The organism is Actinomyces massiliensis 4401292 (assembly GCF_000269805.1).
Taxonomy (GTDB): Bacteria; Actinomycetota; Actinomycetes; order Actinomycetales; family Actinomycetaceae; genus Actinomyces; species Actinomyces massiliensis.
This window is the reverse complement of the sequence record NZ_JH711481.1, coordinates 291,715-309,204: the sequence shown is the minus strand read 5'-3', so window position 1 is coordinate 309,204 and position 17,490 is coordinate 291,715. Positions and strand designations below refer to the sequence as shown.

Here is a 17,490-nt window from a genome sequence, read left to right as displayed (position 1 = left end):
GAGTACAGCGCGTACACTTGGCAAAGAGGTCGGTGCCAAGCAAGCTAATTCAAGTCACATAGATCATAAATGCGACATAGTTCGGCGTTCGCCGATTCCATCGCTCACCGGTCCCTCTGCTCCCGCTGCCGCACGTCTCAATGGAAAGAAGAACAGTATGCGCCGCATCATCGGCGCTATCGCCGCGCCCCTCATCGCTGTGGGCGCCCTTGCGGGAGCCGGTGCCGTCATCCTGCATCGCGCTGTCCCCGCCGAGCTTCGCGACCATCTTCTCGGCGTCGGCGTGGCCCTCGTCATCATCGGCCTGCTCGCCGCCATCGCCGTCGTCTACCGCGCCCACTGGGGGAGCGGGGTCCTGGACCGGCGTGCAGCCGTCGTCCTCCTGCCCTCCTTCATCGTGATCGGCGGCTTCCCGCTGCTGTTCATGGCCGTGCTCAATATGCCCGACGCGGTGACCGGCGGCCTCATCGGTATTCAGCTGGGATCCGCGTTCTTCCTCGGGATACTCATCAGGTATCTCCATCAGTACTCTCGTGCCCACGCTGGCATCGATTAAGCAGGTTGGTTCTGACCCATGCGCTCTCGTCACGCCCATTCCAACAGTCGCTGGTTCCGCCGGTCCCGGTTGATCGTGGGCGCCGGCTTTCTGCTTCTGGTCATCTCTCAGTCCGCCGCCACCGGAGATCTGGCGAGTGTCCTCGGCCGATGGCACACCATTGCAGCCGTTGCTTTTCTCATTACTGGTGCAGCTCTCGTCCTGTTTCGTCTTCGCTATGAGCGGCTCCGGCGGTGACGATCTCGACGCGCGTGCGCGGGCCGGTTCTCCGCTCTCCGCGCACCGCGTAGCCGATGGTCGCTCCGAGGGGCTCGTCGAGCAGAGTCGCCAAGCGTCGTGCGGCGGCGCGCGGCGACGCGCCGGGGCTGGGTGACGATGACGCGCCGGTCGCCGTCAGGGGCGGTGAGGATCTGGGCGACCAGGGGTGGGACGAGGGTCGTCTTGCCGGTGCCGGGCGGAGCGGTGACGACGACTCCGCGCACCGGAACGCCGGTCAGCAGCTCGCGGAGTCGGGGGAGGGCTTCCTTGGCGGGCAGCGGGGGAGGGGCGGCGAGTAATCGGGCGAGCGGGTCGGGCGCGGTTCGGTCCACGCTCCCATTGTGGTCGACGGCGGTGCTCTCCCCTCTGTCCCCTTTCGTCGAGATCGGTCCGGTTCCGGCTCGAGATCGGTCGAGTTCCGTGCCGAGATCGGTTCGGCGACGCGGCGTCCGGGATCCGGGGCCGCGAGCCGGGCATTCCTGCACGACTCCGACCGACGACGACGCCGGGCTCGCGCCGAAATATCGCCCTCGACAGGACGAGGCCGTGCCCCAGCAGGACTCGTTCCCCCCACGAGCACCGAGCCGCGCGACGATGGGCCGCGCGCGACCGTCACCGCGCTCCTCCGCAGGCGCCGAGCCGCGCCCCGCACGGGCCGCGCCGCACGCCGGGCCCGACCACGACGCACCCCCGACACCGCGGGATCGTGCCCAGATCCACGCGGTCGTACCCGGCGCCGCGGAGTCGTACCTTAAAGCCTCCCCAGGGTACGACCCGGCACCGCAGCGTACGACCGCGTGGGCCCATGTACGACCACACGAGCCCGGGTACGACCCCGCACCGCAGCGTACGACCGCGTGAGCCCATGTACGACCACACGAGCCCGGGCACGGAGACACGACCGCACGACGCAGAGCACAACCACACGAGCAACGGCACCACCACACAACCCCTCCCACCGCACCAGGCCCCACCCGACCCATCACCCACCACGACCAACCACAAACCGCACAACACGCCCGACCGCCAGCCACCACCCACCACAAACCCCCTCGCGCACCACCTCACCACACAACCACGACACACCAACCGAACTCGAGCCGGAACCGAACCGATCTCGGTGAAGGAGACGACGGAGCGGGGAGCGAGGGGATGGCTCGCTGGCGGCTCGCCGGCGGCCCGGCGAGAGCTCGACCCGCCTCGCTGCCAAGCAAGCTTGACAAGCTCGTCGATGTCAAGCACACTTTTCATGTCAAGGAAACGCGACACGTGTCGACGGGCCTCGATCCCGCGGCGCGGCCCACAGGAGTTAGGAGAACAGTCATGAAGTCCTTCGCCGCCATTCGCGAGATGTCCCTGTCCGCCAGGATCGCCGCCGTCATCCTCGGCGTCGGCCTGATCGCTCTGCTCATCGGCGCCCTGCTCGATCACTACTTCCTCATGGGCCTGGCCACGGGCCTGGTCATCGTCGGATTCGCCGTCGCCATGATCGACGTCGTGAGGAGCTCGCTCTCCCGCGCCCGGCGCTCCGCGGCCGTCCACTCCGCCAACTGGCCGGCCGAGGACTGAGTCATGCGCGTCCGCGGCGCCCTTCCCGGGGCGATGGAGCATCGTGGCGGCCGCCGGTCTCCTCGTCGCCGGTGCTGCGCTCGTCCTGTGCCGTCTTCGCTACGATCGGTCCCAGCGGTGAAGGAGGCCGGCGTGGAGAATGACGTGCGCGCGCTGCGTGAGGAGAAGGGTCTCACTCAGGCGCAGTTGGGCAAGGCTCTCGGTGTCTCGCGCCAGAGCGTCAACTCCATCGAGAAGGGGAAGTACGATCCCTCATTACCGCTCGCCATCGCCATTGCGCGCTTATTCGGGCGCGCCGTCGAGGAGATCTTCCATGCCTGAGATGTCTGAGATACCGGAGGGTCGCCCCCCGGCCACGGCTCCGGCCTCCGCGTCTCCTGCTGAGCGCAGGCGGCGTCGCAGGGCTTTCTGGGAGCGCGTGTATCTCGTTGCCTGCGTCGTCGGCGCGGCAGCGCTTCTCATTCTCCGACCGCGACTCGCCGACGATCAGGTCCGGTCCGCCGCGCTCGGCGGAGCCATCGGCATTCTCGCTGCGGCGATCGTGCTGATCCTCCTGCTCGTGAGGGGGCGTCGCGGCCACGACACCATGTTCAGCCGCGAGATGGACGGCGTGTGGGACGAGCGGGACAGGGCGGTCAAGCAGAAGATGTGGGTGGTCGCCGGCAGGACGGCCTTGCCGATCATGCTCATTCTTTTCGTGGTATCTTTCACATCGCTTCCGATATCCTTGTTCGTCAAAGTGGCAGCCTTCGCGTACTCGGTCGTTGCCGGAACGGCCCGTTTCTACTACGACCGGACTATGTGATCGCACGGCCGATGAGTGACCGCTGAGCGGATGGTGGGCTGAGAGGGTCGAGAAGACGATCGGATGGTGCTCCCCTCTTCTTTTCCTGGGAGAAACACCCTCTGGCGAGGGAGACCGGTAGGCTGCCTATCGGAATGCCCGCGACTAAGAGGGAGAATGCGTGACCCCGGAACCTGCAACCGCGCCCTGGGATGATGATCCCGACGGGGCCTCGATTCTCCTGGCGACCGGTCGTCCGCAGCATGACCTCCTCGTGATAGCCGAGCCCTTCTTCCTCACCGAGCTCCGCGAGGCGTGGGGGCGCCCCGCCTCCAGCGTGCGCCTGTCCTTTCTCCCCGGCGTGTCCGCACCCGAGCTCGATGGGCAGGAGGACGCCCTTCAGTCCTACGAGCATGATGGTTTCGGCGTCCTCATCGCCCGCGGTCGCACCAATCTGTTCGAGGGCCAACCCGTCCGCAGTACCACGGCCTTCGCCCGTACCGCCGCGGCCCGCGTGCGCGCGGCCCTGCTCGTCACGCGTGCGACCAGTGTTGGCGGAGCCGAGTTCAAAGACTTCCTCCCCATCGGCGACCACCTCAACTTCGCCGGCACCCCGTTGTTCCCCGCTCGCGGCGTCGTCGAGGCCGCGTGGGACGAAGACCTCACCGCGCGTCTGGCCACGCTCGACGGCGTGCGCGAGCCCGGCTTGCTGGCTCTCGTCCCGGGACCGGTGCGCCCCACTCGGGCGGAGGCCCGCGTCCTCGCCGCGCTCGGCGCCGATGGCGTCGTCACCGATTCCATTGCCGAAGCCATGGCGCTGGCCTCCCGGGGCGTCCGGGTCGCCGGGCTGGCCTACGTCGATGCCGCCGCCGATCCGTCGGCCACCACCGGGCGGGGTGCCGCGGAGCACCGGGTGGGCGCCCACAGCGCGGACGGCTTCACCCGTCGGCCGGCGCCCGACGTGGTCCGTGCCGCCGTCGAGGCGATCCTGACCGCCCTCGGCTGAGCTTCGGGAGCTCGAGGGCTTCGGGAGCTCGAGGGCCCAGGCCGCCCCGAGTCCGCCTCCTTCGCGGTGCTGTCGCGCTGCCCGCCCATCGGGACTCTTCTGCCCTCCAGCTCCGCTGCCGCTAAAGTGCGCTCGTGAAGCCCTTCATCCTGCTCGCCACCCGAGCCGACGACGCCCCGGCGGATGCCGAGTACGAAGCCTTCCTCATCCGTACCGGCCTGCGGGAGCGCGACCTGTGCCGCGTCCGCCTCGAGTCAGAACCCATGCCCGACATCGACATGGATGCGTACTCCGGCATCATGGTGGGGGGATCTCCCTTCAACACATCCACCCCCGAAGATGTGAAATCCGATACTCAGCGACGTGTTGAGGCCGAGTTCACCGCCCTGCTCGACCGCGTTGTCGCTGCTGACTTCCCCTTCCTCGGGGCCTGCTACGGCATCGGCACCCTCGCCCGGCATCAGGGCGCCGTCATCGACGCCACCTATGCCGAGGAGGTCGGCGCTCCCGAGATCACCTTGACCGCCGCTGGTCTGGCCGACCCGCTGTGCGCCGGCATCACGCCCACCTTTCAGGCGTTCGTCGCCCACAACGACGCCATCTTCACGCCTCCTCCCGGCGCCGTCGTGCTGGCGACCTCTCAGCCCTGCCCGGTTCAGATGCTCCGCATGAGGACCAATCTCTACGCCACGCAGTTCCACCCCGAGCTCGATGGCGAGGCCTTCGCGCACCGCCAGGCCTTCTACGCCGATCACGGGTACTTCGACCCCGACGAGCTGCCCGCCGTTCAGGCCTGGACCCGCGCCCAGGATGTGAGTCAGTCCTGGGCTGTGCTGCGCAACTTCGCCGAGCACTACGCTCGCGATTGAGCCGCCCGGGACTGAGCTGCCCTTGCGTCGAGATCGACTTTTTCGAACGAGATCGATGGTGCCACCGTCGCCCTCATTCGAAAAAGTCGATCTCGACGGGGGACGGGGGCGGGCGCACCTGGGTGCACCCGGACGCGTGCTCGGCCCCGCGCCCGGGTCAGGCTCCCAGGGCATTGGCGAGTGGTTCGAGCACCTGACTCGTTCCGCCCTGCACGCGCACGTCGGCCATCTCGTCCACGGCGGTCGGCCCGCGGTTGATGACCACGAGCTCGGCGCCGTGAGCTATGGCCTGGCGCACGATCCACAGCCCGGTGAGTACCGCCAGGCTCGTGCCCGCCACCAGGACGACGTCGCAATGGCCGGCGGCGTCCATGGCCTCGCTCATGGCGGCGGGCAGCCCCTCGCCGAAGAAGACGATGTCCGGCTTGAGCAGACCGCCGCACGCCTCGCACGTCACCGGCTCGAAGTCGCAGGCCCGCGCCGCGTCCCTGTCCGCCTCCGGAGTGATCGCCACCCGTGCCGGATCGGTCTCACGCGGATAGTCGGGGTTGAGCACCGTCAGCCGGGCATCCACCTCGGCGCGGGAGACGATTCGCCCGCAGGTCAGACACACGACCCGGTCGTAGGCGCCATGCAGTTCCCACACGGTGCGCTGATCGGCCCGGGAGTGCAGCCGGTCCACGTTCTGGGTGGCGACGCCCGTCACCAGTCCCGCCTCCTCCAGGCGGGCCAGGGCCGCATGCCCCGGCGTCGGCTCCAAGGGATCGAGCAGCCGCCAGGTGGCGTGGTTGCGCGCCCATAACCACCGGTACCACACCGGATCGGTGACGAACTGCTCGTAGTCGACCGGCTCGACCGGCGTCGTCCCCATGCCCCGGTAGTCAGGGATGCCGGCGTCGGTGGAGATTCCCGCGCCGGTCACGGCCAGGGTGCGCCGTCCCGCCATGAGGGCGGCGGCCGCGTTCACGGCCTCCGTGATATCCGCAGCACTGATCGGATCGCTCATGGAGCCTGGTCTACACCGTGCCTCCGCCGTCGGCCAGCCTTGAGCCCCCATGCGTCGAGGTCGACTTTTTCGAACGAGATCGACGGTGCCACCGCCAACCTCGTTCGAAAAAGTCGACCTCGACGGGAGAGGGGAGGCGGCAGGCCGGACAGGGCTTGGCGCGCGTGGCCGACGGCCCTCCCGATCTCAGTCGTGGGAGAAATGAGTCACGAAATTGCGGATCACGCGACCGGCCATATGCTCCGAGGTGCTGCTCGCCTCGGACACGATGGTCTCCACCAGGCCGGGGTCGCCGTAGCCGGCGTCGGAGTAGGCCGACACCCGCTGGGCGAAGCGCTCGGCGTCGAGCTCCGGGTTGAACTGGGAGCCGTACACCGAGGCGCCCACCCGGATCATCTGGACGGGGCAGTCGGGCGACGAGGCCAGCAGGGTCGAGTGGGCCGGCACCTCGCCGACGCCCTCATGGTGGCCGACCAGCGCCGTGAATGCCTGCGGCAGGTCGGCCAGGAGCGGGTCCGCCCGCCCGTCCGCGGTCACGAAGATCTCCGTGGCGCCGAGCTCCTCGCCGAACTCCCGGGAGGTGGAGGTGCCGAGATAGCCGGCCAGGACCTCCAGTCCGAAGCCCGTGGCGAGCACCGGCACGCCCTCCTTGAGCGCCACCGCCAGCAGCTCGCGCACCTGCTCCTCGACGTGCATCTGGGAACGGGTCTTGGAGCCCTCCGGCGTGGAGACGTCGTAGGGGCTTCCCCCGATGAGGACGCCGGAGACGTCACCGGCCGTGAAGGCGTCGAGGAAATCGACCTCCTCCAGGAGCACGTGGTGAAGATCCTCACGGGGCAGACCGCTCTGGGACAGGAAGGACTCGTACTCATTCTGCGCCGCCTCGAACTCGGGGCGCGTCGACACCATGATGAAGGGCTTCATCCCGTCAGCCTAGGGGGTACGGGGGTCACCTCTCAGAAACATCTCAAGAACCGTGTCAGAACCCGCGCCCGGTTCGGTGCCCGGGTCCCGTGATCCGTGAGCACGGCTCAGGAGGCCAGCCACCAGATCCACAGCCACATCACGGTCGTCGCCGAGCCGACGATGACGCCGAGCCACGCCTGCCCGTGCCCGCCGGCATAGCTCCTCCGCAGCCGGCGCAACGCCCACCAGCCCATGATCGCCGCGGTCGCGCCGAAACCGGGGAACGGGCTGAGCAGAGTCAGCACGAGGACGATGGCGGCCACCGGATCGGTCCGCTGCTGCGGGGCCTGGTAGCCGGGGCCGGCGAAGACCTCGTGAGGATCAAGCATCTCGGTGCCGGGGAAGACGAAACCCTCCGGCACGAGTCGGGTCGGGTCGGTGGGCTGCTCCTGACTCATACGTCCCATCATGCCCGGGTGCGGGCGACGATGCGACATCCGGGGCGGGGGCCGTCTATGCTGGAGATCTGGCAGGGTTCTGTCAGGTTCACGGGCTCGACGCCGTCGGCGTCATCAGTCCCTGTCGCGTGCGACATCGTCCTCTCGAGGCGGTTGCGCCGCCCCGTCCTTCTCCCGCGACAGGAGTCTGCAGTGCCTTCAGAGTCTTCAGCGCCCTCATCCCCTTCAGGCCTCTCCCGCCTCCGGAGCCCCTGGCATCTTTGGCGCATCCACGGTGACGGCAGGTCCATCGCGCCCGGTGAAGTCGTCGCCCCCGGTGAACGACTGACCTGGCCCCGTACCGTCGGCATCGGCGTTCAGCACGTCGTCGCCATGTTCGGGGCGACCTTCCTCGTGCCTCTGCTGACCGGCTTCGACCCTTCCACGACCCTGTTCTTCACCGGCCTCGGCACCCTCCTGTTCCTGGGAATCACGAGCGGGCGCCTGCCCAGCTACCTGGGCTCCTCCTTCGCCCTGATCGCCCCGATCGGCGCGGTGACCGGCTATGTGGCGGGCGGAGGCGGCCCGATCGACGCCCACAAGGCGTCCCTGGCCCAGGGCGGTGTCATTGCCGCCGGTGCGGCGCTGGCGCTGGTGGGCGCCGTCGTCCACATCGCCGGGGCCGGGTGGATCGACCGGCTCATGCCGCCGATCGTCACCGGTGCGATCGTGTCGCTCATCGGCTTCAACCTGGCGCCCAGCGCCTGGAACAACGTCAAGTCCGCGCCCGTGACCGCGCTGGTCACGATCGTGTCGATCCTGCTGATCACCGTTCTGTTCAAGGGCATCATCGGCCGCCTGGCGATTCTGCTCGGCGTGCTCATCGGCTATGTCACCGCCTGTCTGCGCGGCGAGGTCGACTTCTCCGCGATCTCGCACGCCGGTTGGGTGGGGGCGCCGGCCTTCCGTGCGCCCGCCTTCGACGTGACCCTGCTGGGCCTGTTCGTGCCGGTGGTCCTCGTGCTGGTGGCCGAGAACATCGGGCACGTCAAGTCCGTGTCCGCCATGACCGGGGAGAATCTCGACGACGTCACCGGTCGCGCGCTGCTGGCCGATGGCCTGTCCACCATGCTCGCCGGTACGGGCGGCGGCTCTGGCACCACCACCTATGCCGAGAACATCGGCGTCATGGCCGCCACGCGCGTCTACTCCACGGCCGCCTACGTCGTCGCCGCCCTGACCGCGCTGGGGCTGTCCCTGCTGCCGAAGTTCGGCCAGATCATCGCCACCATTCCCGCCGGTGTGCTCGGCGGGGCGGCCACCATCCTCTACGGCATGATCGGCATGCTCGGCGTGCGCATCTGGGTGCAGAACCGCGTGGACTTCTCCGACCCCGTCAACCTCAACACCGCGGCCGTGGCCATGGTGGTGGCCATTGCCGACTACACCTGGCAGTGGGGCGAGATGACCTTCTCGGGCATCGCCCTGGGGTCGGTGTCGGCGATCGCGATCTACCACGCGATGCGCTGGGTCTCCAAGGCGCGCGGCACCAATCTGGAGCAGGCATCCCCGGCCTCGGCGCCGGCGGGCACCGAGCTCGAGGGGCCGGCCTACGCCACGCGCCATTCCAAGCACGGGTCCTGAGACTGCGTGCTGTGCGCGGCTCCGCAGGCGGGGAGGCGGGCTAGGGCGAAGCAGGACGAGATCGACATTCTCGAACGAAGACGACGGTGTCACCGTCGATCTCGTTCGAGAATGTCGATCTCGACGTAGGGCGCAGGGCGCGCAGGGCGCGGGCTCAGCCGTCGGTGGCCGCGGCCGATGGGGCGGAGGTCACCTGTGCGCAGGGGGAGGGGGCGGTGATGGGGTCGCCGGGCTTGATCTGGGCGACCTCGGCCGCGGAGAGCATCTCGTTCTTGAAATCGTTGCCGAGGACGACGCTCACGGTGAGGTCGCTCGGGTCCTGCGTCTCATCGATCTGGACGACGGTGTCGCCCGTGAACACCCTGGACAGGGTGTAGGCGTTGGCCAGCCCCGCCTGCGAGGTGGTCAGCTGGATCTCGCCGTCGTACTCGCCTTTGGGCCAGTCAGTGGTGTTGGCCACGGTGAGCCCCGAGTCGCTCAGCACGTCCGCGACCCCGGTGGCCAGTCCCATTTGGTCTGAGCCGTTGTAGACGTTGACGGGAATGGACGACACGTCCGTCGTCTTGGCCTCTGCCAGCGGGCAGGGCTGGACGAGTTTCTCCTTGTCGTCCTTCTCCGAGGAGAAACCGGGGTCGTAGGGGACGGGGAGAATGTTGGCCCATATCAGAAGGCAGATGATCACCAGGAATGCCAGGCCCGTGGCCATCCCACCGATGATGGTGGTCTGACGGTGCCTGAGGCGACGTCGGTACTCGGCGCGGGGGTCTGCGGTGCTGCTCACGCGCCCCAGAGTAATGGACGAGCAGACTTCGGGCCTCTGGTATCCGCTCTGGTATTAGGCCCCTGGAGGCGGAGGCGGGGGAGGGGCCGTCGGTCGGCCGCCGTCGTCGACCTCGAGAACCCGGGCGTGGATCGTGGTCCGTCCCTGGAGGGCGGCGCGCAGTGCTCGGTGCAGCCCCGTCTCGAGGAAGAGCTCGCCGTGCCAGGAGACGACGTGCGCGAACAGGTCGCCGTAGAAGGTCGAGTCGTCATCGAGCAGATTGCGCAGGTCCAGCGTCGCCCGGGTGGTGGTGAGCTGATCGAGACGGACCTGGCGCGGGGGGATCTCGGTCCAGTTGCGCTGCTCCACGAGCTCATGCTCGGGGTAGGGCGCTCGCTCGCGGACTGCCTTGAAGATCACGCGCCCATGGTAGCGGCCCTGCCGTTCCAGTCGCGGCCGGTGACGGCGCGTCTTGACGAGCGTCTTGTCACTACCGGTGCACTACTGGTCACCCTGCCTTGCCTGCCGTTGCCCCGTTGCTCCGCGTCACCCGGCGTTGCCCCGCCTCACTTGCCTCGAGGTCGACTTTTTCGAACGAGATCGACGGTGCCACCGTCGATCTCGTTCGAAAAAGTCGACCTCGACGCCGGGGTTCCATGAGGCTTGGACGGCGCCGCCGTGTGGGCCCGGACAGTGTGCGGGCGGTGAGTGGGCAGTGAGCGGGCAATGGGCGCGGGCAGTTGGGCGCGGGCAGTGAGTGGGTGCGGTTAGCGGGCGGGCACTGAGTCAACGGTTCCGGGTCTGGGGTGGGGTGAGCGGTTCCGTCAGGTAGTGCTGGACGATGGGGCCCATGACCTCGACGAGATGGTCGACGCTCGCGCTCGCCAGCGGCTCGAGGCGCAAGAGGTAACGGACCATGGCCAGCCCGACGACCTGGGAGCCGACCAGGGTGGCGCGCTCACGAGCGTGCGGGACCGAGACGCCGGCCTGCGCGAGCGCCTGGGTGATGGGCTCGGAGATCTGCTCGGTGGCGTAGGCCTGCACGGCCTCCGGTGCCGAGTCGTCGGTGGCGATCCAGCGCAGGAGGGCATGAAAGGTCGCTCCGCCCTCGGAGTCGTCCCAGGCAGTCATCGCCAGGCGCACCAGCCTCGGGCCGGCGGTGCGAATGTCGTCGGAGACGATCTTCGCGATCTCCTCGCTGGCTCTCACCTGCAGGTTCATGGAAGCTCCGAAGAGATCTCCCTTGGTACCGAAATAATAGGAAACGAGAGCTGGATCAACTCCGGCCGTGCGGGCGACGCTACGTATCGTCGTACGGGCGAAGCCATTTGCGAGAAATGAGGCGCGGGCGGCGTCGAGAATCGCCTGACGCGTGGATTCAGAGCCCGTGCCCGGTTGGCGGGGGCCTCGACGGCGCGGGGCGGTTTGGCCCGACTGCGCGGCTCCTGTGGCGCTGCTTCTCATGGGGTGAGGCTATGCCGAGGCCCGTGCGGGCGGCTTTGAATCCCGCGTCGAGTCCGCGGCACTGGCCGGGAATCGCTGAGGATAGGGCGATCTGCGGCGGGATGACTGCCTTCGAAACACCGATATTTTCGTTACATTGCTTGCGCGCTATTCAACGCTGTCGAGGAATGCTGTCGTTCGAAAATGTGGTCATTGGTCATAACGCTCCGATATCAACGGAAAGTAAGTGGGACTTAATGCCCAGGGGGAGTGACATTTCAACACCGTTGAACTCCGGAGGATGCTGTCGATACGGTCCCGCCACATGCAATGACGCCCGTGCGCAGTCAAAGAGGACGAACGATGAGTTCTACCAGCAATTCCGTCAGCGCCTCCGGCCCGGCCCTGGTTGACTCTCGCGCCGTGCCCGCCCCGGCTGAGTCTTGCGCCGTGCCCGCCCCAGCCGGTGCCCAACCGGTGTCCCTGGGCCTCGACGTCGGGTCCACCACGGTCAAGCTCGTGCTCCTGCCTGACTCATGCGCCGTGCCCGCGCCCGTCGCGCCGCAGGCGGCGCTCCTGCCTGACTCATGCGCCGTGCCCGCGCCCGTCGCGCCGCAGGCGGCGCTCCTGCCTGAGCCCAGCGCCGTGCCCGCCCCAGCCGGTGTCTCCGGTGGCTCCGACGCCGCCCCGGCGCCCCTGTTCGCGGAGTACCGCCGTCACAATGCCGACGTGCGCGGCGAGGTCACCCGCCTCCTCGCGGAGGCCGCCGAGCGCTTCCCGAACGCAACCGTGCGCGGCGCCGTCACCGGCAGTGCGGGCCTGAGTCTGGCCACCCTCATGGGCCTGCCCTTCGTCCAGGAGGTCATCGCCGAGACCCGCACCGTCCAGGCCAAGAACCCCGAGGCCGACGTCATCATCGAGCTCGGCGGCGAGGACGCCAAGATCACCTACCTCCACCCCACCCCCGAGCAGCGCATGAACGGCACCTGCGCGGGCGGCACCGGCGCCTTCATCGACCAGATGGCCCAGCTCCTCCACACCGACGCCCCGGGGCTGAACGAACTCGCCGCCGCCCACACCACGCTCTACCCGATCGCCTCACGGTGCGGCGTCTTCGCCAAATCCGACCTCCAGCCCCTGATCAACCAGGGCGCCGAGCCCGCCGACCTGGCCGCCTCTGTCCTCCAGGCCGTCGTCACCCAGACCATCGCGGGCCTGGCCTGCGGGCGCCCCATCCGCGGCAACGTCATGTTCCTGGGCGGCCCCCTCCATTTCCTGCCCGAGCTGCGCGGCGCCTTCGAGCGCACCCTGGCCGACCAGGTCGACTCCTTCACCTGTCCCGGCGACGCCCAGCTCTACGTCGCCGTCGGCGCCGCTCTCATGGCGTCCGGCCAGCCGGTCACCCTCGCCGAACTCTCCACGCGCCTGGCCACCCGCAAGTCCCTGAGCCTGGCCACCTCCCGCATGCGGCCGCTCTTCTCCGACGACGACGAGCTCGCCGCCTTCCGCGAGCGCCACGCCCGCGCCACCATTCCCCGCACCGGCTGGCCCGAGCCCCCTGCCGCGTCCGTCGCGCAGAGTCCTTATGACGTCGACGATCCCGCTTCCGCCGTCGAGAGCGCCGCCGACGGCGCGCACTGCGATCCCACAGCGGACTCCGCGGCCGCCGTCGGCACCGGCACCACCGGTCCCGACGCCGTCGGGGAGGACGTCGGCGGCCCCGATCCGGCCGAGTCCTCTGAATCCGCCGACGCCGCCCCTCGCGTCGACTGCTTCCTGGGCATCGACGCCGGCTCCACCACCATCAAGGCCGTCGTCCTGGACGAGGCGGGCAATATCGCCTGGGAGCACTACGCGGGCAACGAAGGCGACCCCGTCACCGCCGCCGTCGAGATCCTGCGCCGCATCCACCTGGAGATGCCCGATCACGTGCGCATCGTGCGCTCCTGCGTCACCGGCTACGGCGAGAGCATCGTCAAGGCGGCCCTGCACATCGATGAGGGCGTCGTGGAGACCATGGCCCACTACCGGGCGGCGGCCCGCCTCAACCCGGAGGTCACCTCCGTCATCGACATCGGCGGGCAGGACATGAAGTACCTGCGCATCCGCGGCGGCGCCATCGACTCCATCAGCGTCAACGAGGCCTGCTCGGCCGGCTGCGGCTCCTTCCTGCAGACCTTCGCCCAGTCCATGGGGCAGACGGTCCAGGAGTTCGCCGAGGAGGCCCTGCGCGCCGAGCGCCCGGTGGACCTGGGGTCCCGCTGCACCGTGTTCATGAACTCCTCGGTCAAACAGGCCCAGAAGGAGTCGGCTACCCCCGGGGAGATCAGCGCCGGGCTGTCCTACTCGGTGGTTCGCAACGCCCTGTACAAGGTCATCAAGCTGCGCGACGCCGACCAGCTCGGCGACTACGTCTCCGTCCAGGGCGGGACCTTCCTCAACGACGCCGTCCTGCGCGCCTTCGAGCTGCTCACCGGGCGCGAGGTGGTGCGCCCCGACGTCGCCGGTCTCATGGGCTGCCTCGGTGCCGCCCTGACCGCCCGGGAGACCTACGACGGCGTGCCCTCCACGCTCATGACACTCGCCGAGCTGTCCCGCTTCAGCCTGACCACCGAGACCTCCGTGTGCAAGCTGTGCCAGAACCACTGCAAGCTGACGATCACCACCTTCGGCGACGGCCAGCGGCATGTCTCGGGCAACCGCTGCGAGCGCGGCGCCACCCAGGAGCGGCGCGCCAAGAAGTCCGATATGCCCAACCTCTACGACTACAAGTACCGGCGCACCTTCGCCTACCGGCGTCTGCGCCGCGGGCAGGACACTCGCGGCGAGATCGGGGTTCCGCGAGTGCTGGGCATGTACGAGAACTACCCCCTGTGGTTCACCATCCTCACCCAGCTGGGATTCCGGGTCATGATCTCGGGGCGCTCCAACCACGAGCTGTTCGAGTCGGGAATGGACTCCATCCCCAGCGAGAACGTGTGCTACCCGGCCAAGCTCGCCCACGGGCACGTGAAATCCCTCATCGACAAGGGCGTGAAGACCATCTGGTTCCCGTGCGTCTTCTTCGAGCGCAAACTCGTCGATAGGGCCGACGACCACTTCAACTGCCCGATCGTGGCCACCTACCCGGAGGTCATCCGCACCAACGTCGAGCAGCTCCGCGGCGGCCGAGGAGGCACTGGAGACGCGGAGGGGGCTGACGGCGCTGAGGGGGCCGGCGTGCGCATGCTGTCCCCGTTCCTCAACCTGGCCAATCCGGGCAAGCTCGCCGAGCGGCTCGTGGAGGTCTTCGCCGACTGGGACGTCACCCTGCCCGAGGCCCGCAAGGCGGTGGCCGCCGGCTTCGCCGAGGACGCCGCCTTCAAGGCCGACGTGCGCGCCGAGGGGCGCCGCACCCTGGAATGGATGCACGAGCACGGCCGCAAGGGCATCGTCCTGGCCGGGCGGCCCTACCACATCGATCCCGAGATCAACCACGGGGTCCCCGACGTCATCAACACCCTGGGCATGGCGGTCCTGTCGGAGGACTCGATCCTGCCCGAGCCTGCCCGGCCCGAGGTCGAGGCCGACGACGGCGTCGAGCACCAGGTGGCCGGCGGGGCGCTGTCGCGCGCAGTCGCCTCCATCCGCCGCGGTCTGAGCAGGAAGAAGGAGGACCCGCAGGCGCCCGCCGACTGGTCGGACGTGCGTGCCGAGGACCTGCCCAGCCCCGAGGCGAGCGTCGCCACCGAGAGCTCCGCCGTGCACCTGCGCGTGCGCGACCAGTGGGCCTACCACTCCCGCCTCTACCAGGCCGCCGAGCTCGTCACCGATGCGGACGACCTCGAGCTCGTCCAGCTCAACTCCTTCGGCTGCGGCGTCGATGCCGTGACCACCGACCAGGTCCAGGAGATCCTGGAGTCCGCCGGAGGCGTCTACACGACCCTCAAGATCGATGAGGTCTCCAACCTCGGGGCCGCCACGATCCGCCTGCGATCCCTGTCCGCGGCCTCCGAGGCCCGGCGTCGTCATCGCGATTCCGCTCCGGCCGCCGGGCCCGGGCAGTCGGGCGGTTCGGATGCGCGGTCCACGGGTTCGGGCGCGGGACCGGTTGGCTCGGACGCGCAGGCCGCCGCGCGGCCGTTGGAGAACGAGCCGGTCGAGATCGACACCAGTCTGGCGCCCGCCCCCGCGGCCGGGCCCGCCGGGACGGCGTCGAACTCCGCTTGTGAAGGCGCCGAACCCGCATCCGTCGGTGCCTCGGCCGGCTCGGAGACCGAGGGCGCCGGCTCTGGGGGCGGTCGGCCCGGGGCGAGGCGGGCGCGCGAGCTGCCCGGCGCTACCACCCCGGCGTTCACCGAGGAGATGCGCGCCACCCACACGATCCTCATGCCGCAGATGAGCCCGGTCCACTTCCGCCCGCTCGCGCCGCTCATGCGACGGCTGGGCTACAAGGTCGAGCTGCTGGAGTCGGCCAGCCGGGATGATCTCGAGGTGGGCCTGCGCTACGTCAACAATGACGCCTGCTTCCCCGCCATTATGGTGATCGGCCAGCTCATTGGAGCCTTCGAGGACGGCACCCACGACCCCGACCGCTGCGTGGTCGCCATCTCCCAGACCGGCGGCATGTGCCGCGCCACCAACTACGCCGCCATGCTCCGCAAGGGCCTGCGCGACGCCGGATACCCCCAGATCCCCGTCCTCGCGGTCTCCGTGCAGGGTCTTGAGGAGAACCCCGGGTTCAAGATCACCCCGACCCTGGCGCTCAAGGTCGTCCAGGGCGTCATCATCGGCGACACCCTCAACACCTGTCTGCTGCGCGTGCGCCCCTACGAGGCCGAGGAGGGCGCCGCCAACCGGCTTCTGGGGCGCTGGAACGCGATCATCGGGGAGTTCTTCGAGCACAAGGGGCGCAGCGCCACCTGGGGCGGACGGCTGGGCTACCGGCGCCTGTTGCGAGAGATGGTCCGAGAGTTCGCCGCCCTGCCGCGCCGCGATATCCCACGCAAGCCGCGCGTGGGTGTCGTCGGGGAGGTCCTGGTCAAGTTCCAGCCGGATGCCAACAACCATGTCGTCGATCAGATCGAGGCCGAGGGCTGCGAGGCCGTCGTCCCCGGGCTGCTGGCCTTCTTCGTCAACGGTCCGGCGACCGCTCAGTGGGAGGCCGACACCTATGGCATTGGGTTGGACTCCCTGACCAAGAAGAAGGCCGCCGTGTGGTTCCTCGAGCAGGCGCAGGCCCCGGCCCGGGCGGCGCTCGCCGCCGGGCGGATATTCGATGTCGAGGCCTCCAGCGCTGTCATGGCTCAGAAGGCCTCGAAGATCCTGAGCCTGGGCAACCAGGCGGGGGAAGGGTGGCTGCTGGCCGCGGAGATGATCGAGCTCATTGAGAACGGTGCGCCGAACATCGTGTGCTGCCAGCCCTTCGGATGCCTGCCCAACCATGTGGTCGGCAAGGGCATGTTCCGAGAGATCCGCCGCCAGTATCCGCAGGCCAACATCGTCGGCATCGACTACGACCCCGGTGCCAGCGAGGTCAACCAGCTCAACCGCCTCAAGCTCATGATCTCCACCGCTCACATGATCCACGAGAGTCAGGCCGAGGAGGCGAGTAGTCGTGCTGGTTCAGCTGGTTCTGCGGAGTCTGCTGACTCAGCTGGCTCAGCGATGGGTGAGATGAGTGAGCTCCTGGCCGATCTGGGGCCGGCCCCGGACAACACGCCTCAGTCGCCCGATGTCGCAGCCCAGGAGGCCGCCCAGGAATGGGTCGATGCCCTGAGGAAGTGAGCGAGTGGGCGGCTGGGCGAGCGGGCTAGTGAGCGAGCGGGCGCACCCGTCCTTTCGCCGAGATCGGTCGTATTCCGCGCCGAGATCGGTCCGGTTCCGGCTCGAGATCGGTCGCAGTCCGCCTCGAGATCGGTCCGCGCAGCTTTCGGAGATCAAGGTTGACATTCTTACGCGAATTGGATGGAGCTACCTCCGATGTGATCCCCGAGCGGTTCTCAAAGGGCCGACCTCAGCGAACTGCGAGTGTCAACGAGTGCGCACTATGCCGGGTACTCGGGTACCCGAGTGCGCCTGCACGGTCTTGCCCACGGTTCCTCCGGTTGGCGGTGTGTGGAACCCGAAGTCGCACATGGGAGACTCACGATGGCGATGAGTGGATTCGCTTTTCCGCTTGATTCCGGGGTTTCTTCGAAAGTAGGGCATGACTGAGCGTGCGACTCTCACCATTCTCTCGCCAATTCGGTGTTCGCAAGCTTCGAATGGACC

Annotated in this window: 15 protein-coding genes and 1 pseudogene; 8 read left to right on the top strand and 8 right to left on the bottom strand. The window is 68.6% G+C overall.

From position 1 onward, the window contains the following. The first annotated feature begins 157 nt into the window (after positions 1–157). Positions 158–556: a hypothetical protein gene (locus tag W5W_RS0101345; RefSeq protein WP_017194032.1), complete on the top strand. Its 399-nt coding sequence runs from the start codon at positions 158–160 to the stop codon at positions 554–556. A gap of 215 nt (positions 557–771) precedes the next feature. Here W5W_RS0101345 and W5W_RS15920 read toward each other — a convergent pair whose 3' ends face one another. Next, complete coding sequence (locus tag W5W_RS15920; RefSeq protein WP_314780072.1) at positions 772–1,146, bottom strand: DEAD/DEAH box helicase family protein; 375 nt, start codon at positions 1,144–1,146, stop codon at positions 772–774. Positions 1,147–2,137: 991 nt separating this feature from the next. Between W5W_RS15920 and W5W_RS0101335 the strand changes: the two genes are divergently transcribed. The 5 genes from W5W_RS0101335 (at position 2,138) to W5W_RS0101315 (ending at position 5,042) form a co-directional block, all read left to right on the top strand. Beyond that, complete coding sequence (locus tag W5W_RS0101335) at positions 2,138–2,383, top strand: hypothetical protein (RefSeq protein ID WP_017194030.1); 246 nt, start codon at positions 2,138–2,140, stop codon at positions 2,381–2,383. Positions 2,384–2,515: 132 nt separating this feature from the next. Continuing rightward, on the top strand, positions 2,516–2,704 hold the full coding sequence (locus W5W_RS0101330) for a helix-turn-helix transcriptional regulator (protein ID WP_029573997.1): 189 nt from the start codon (positions 2,516–2,518) through the stop codon (positions 2,702–2,704). Then, positions 2,697–3,188: a hypothetical protein gene (locus tag W5W_RS0101325; RefSeq protein WP_017194028.1), complete on the top strand. Its 492-nt coding sequence runs from the start codon at positions 2,697–2,699 to the stop codon at positions 3,186–3,188. Before W5W_RS0101330 ends, W5W_RS0101325 begins: the two co-directional genes overlap by 8 nt. 160 nt (positions 3,189–3,348) lie before the next feature. Further along, positions 3,349–4,173 (top strand): nucleoside phosphorylase-I family protein, encoded by an 825-nt coding sequence (locus W5W_RS0101320; RefSeq protein WP_017194027.1) that lies wholly within the window; start codon positions 3,349–3,351, stop codon positions 4,171–4,173. Between the two features lie 134 nt (positions 4,174–4,307). After that, entirely contained in the window at positions 4,308–5,042 is a 735-nt protein-coding gene (locus W5W_RS0101315; RefSeq protein WP_008730095.1) for a glutamine amidotransferase, read from the top strand. A gap of 157 nt (positions 5,043–5,199) precedes the next feature. On the opposite strand, the gene W5W_RS0101310 is transcribed toward W5W_RS0101315, so the two are convergent. The 3 genes from W5W_RS0101310 to W5W_RS0101295 form a co-directional block, all read right to left on the bottom strand. After that, positions 5,200–6,048 (bottom strand): Sir2 family NAD-dependent protein deacetylase, encoded by an 849-nt coding sequence (locus W5W_RS0101310; protein WP_017194026.1) that lies wholly within the window; start codon positions 6,046–6,048, stop codon positions 5,200–5,202. Positions 6,049–6,234: 186 nt separating this feature from the next. Then, positions 6,235–6,972 (bottom strand): glutamine amidotransferase-related protein, encoded by a 738-nt coding sequence (locus W5W_RS0101300; RefSeq protein ID WP_008730104.1) that lies wholly within the window; start codon positions 6,970–6,972, stop codon positions 6,235–6,237. Positions 6,973–7,079: 107 nt separating this feature from the next. Then, positions 7,080–7,412, bottom strand: coding sequence for a DUF4190 domain-containing protein (locus W5W_RS0101295; protein ID WP_008730086.1), 333 nt, complete (start codon positions 7,410–7,412; stop codon positions 7,080–7,082). 192 nt (positions 7,413–7,604) lie between these two features. On the opposite strand from W5W_RS0101295, the gene W5W_RS0101290 reads away from it, so the two are divergent. Beyond that, positions 7,605–9,035: a uracil-xanthine permease family protein gene (locus W5W_RS0101290; RefSeq protein WP_008730084.1), complete on the top strand. Its 1,431-nt coding sequence runs from the start codon at positions 7,605–7,607 to the stop codon at positions 9,033–9,035. A 154-nt stretch (positions 9,036–9,189) separates the two neighbouring features. Here W5W_RS0101290 and W5W_RS0101285 read toward each other — a convergent pair whose 3' ends face one another. The 4 genes and pseudogenes from W5W_RS0101285 to W5W_RS16510 all read right to left on the bottom strand — a co-directional run. Continuing rightward, positions 9,190–9,816: a LytR C-terminal domain-containing protein gene (locus W5W_RS0101285; protein WP_008730089.1), complete on the bottom strand. Its 627-nt coding sequence runs from the start codon at positions 9,814–9,816 to the stop codon at positions 9,190–9,192. A 54-nt stretch (positions 9,817–9,870) separates the two neighbouring features. Continuing rightward, positions 9,871–10,215, bottom strand: coding sequence for a hypothetical protein (locus W5W_RS0101280; protein WP_008730094.1), 345 nt, complete (start codon positions 10,213–10,215; stop codon positions 9,871–9,873). Positions 10,216–10,581: 366 nt separating this feature from the next. Then, on the bottom strand, positions 10,582–11,016 hold the full coding sequence (locus W5W_RS16515) for a TetR/AcrR family transcriptional regulator (protein WP_017194025.1): 435 nt from the start codon (positions 11,014–11,016) through the stop codon (positions 10,582–10,584). A gap of 15 nt (positions 11,017–11,031) precedes the next feature. After that, positions 11,032–11,259: pseudogene (locus W5W_RS16510) on the bottom strand (TetR/AcrR family transcriptional regulator); the annotation flags it as partial. Positions 11,260–11,601: 342 nt separating this feature from the next. Here W5W_RS16510 and W5W_RS15190 point away from each other — a divergent pair. Beyond that, positions 11,602–17,004, top strand: a complete 5,403-nt coding sequence (locus tag W5W_RS15190) for an acyl-CoA dehydratase activase-related protein (protein ID WP_017194024.1) — start codon at positions 11,602–11,604, stop codon at positions 17,002–17,004. Positions 17,005–17,490 lie beyond the last annotated feature (486 nt).

Bases quoted from the DNA above. Each gene is read 5' to 3' on its own strand.
- W5W_RS0101345 (WP_017194032.1), top strand. From the start codon at position 158: ATGCGCCGCATCATCGGCGCTATCGCCGCGCCCCTCATCGCTGTGGGC.
- W5W_RS0101335 (WP_017194030.1), top strand. From the start codon at position 2,138: ATGAAGTCCTTCGCCGCCATTCGCGAGATGTCCCTGTCCGCCAGGATC.
- W5W_RS0101325 (WP_017194028.1), top strand. From the start codon at position 2,697: ATGCCTGAGATGTCTGAGATACCGGAGGGTCGCCCCCCGGCCACGGCT.
- W5W_RS0101310 (WP_017194026.1), bottom strand. From the start codon at position 6,048: ATGAGCGATCCGATCAGTGCTGCGGATATCACGGAGGCCGTGAACGCG.
- W5W_RS0101300 (WP_008730104.1), bottom strand. From the start codon at position 6,972: ATGAAGCCCTTCATCATGGTGTCGACGCGCCCCGAGTTCGAGGCGGCG.
- W5W_RS0101295 (WP_008730086.1), bottom strand. From the start codon at position 7,412: ATGAGTCAGGAGCAGCCCACCGACCCGACCCGACTCGTGCCGGAGGGT.
- W5W_RS16515 (WP_017194025.1), bottom strand. From the start codon at position 11,016: ATGAACCTGCAGGTGAGAGCCAGCGAGGAGATCGCGAAGATCGTCTCC.
- W5W_RS15190 (WP_017194024.1), top strand. From the start codon at position 11,602: ATGAGTTCTACCAGCAATTCCGTCAGCGCCTCCGGCCCGGCCCTGGTT.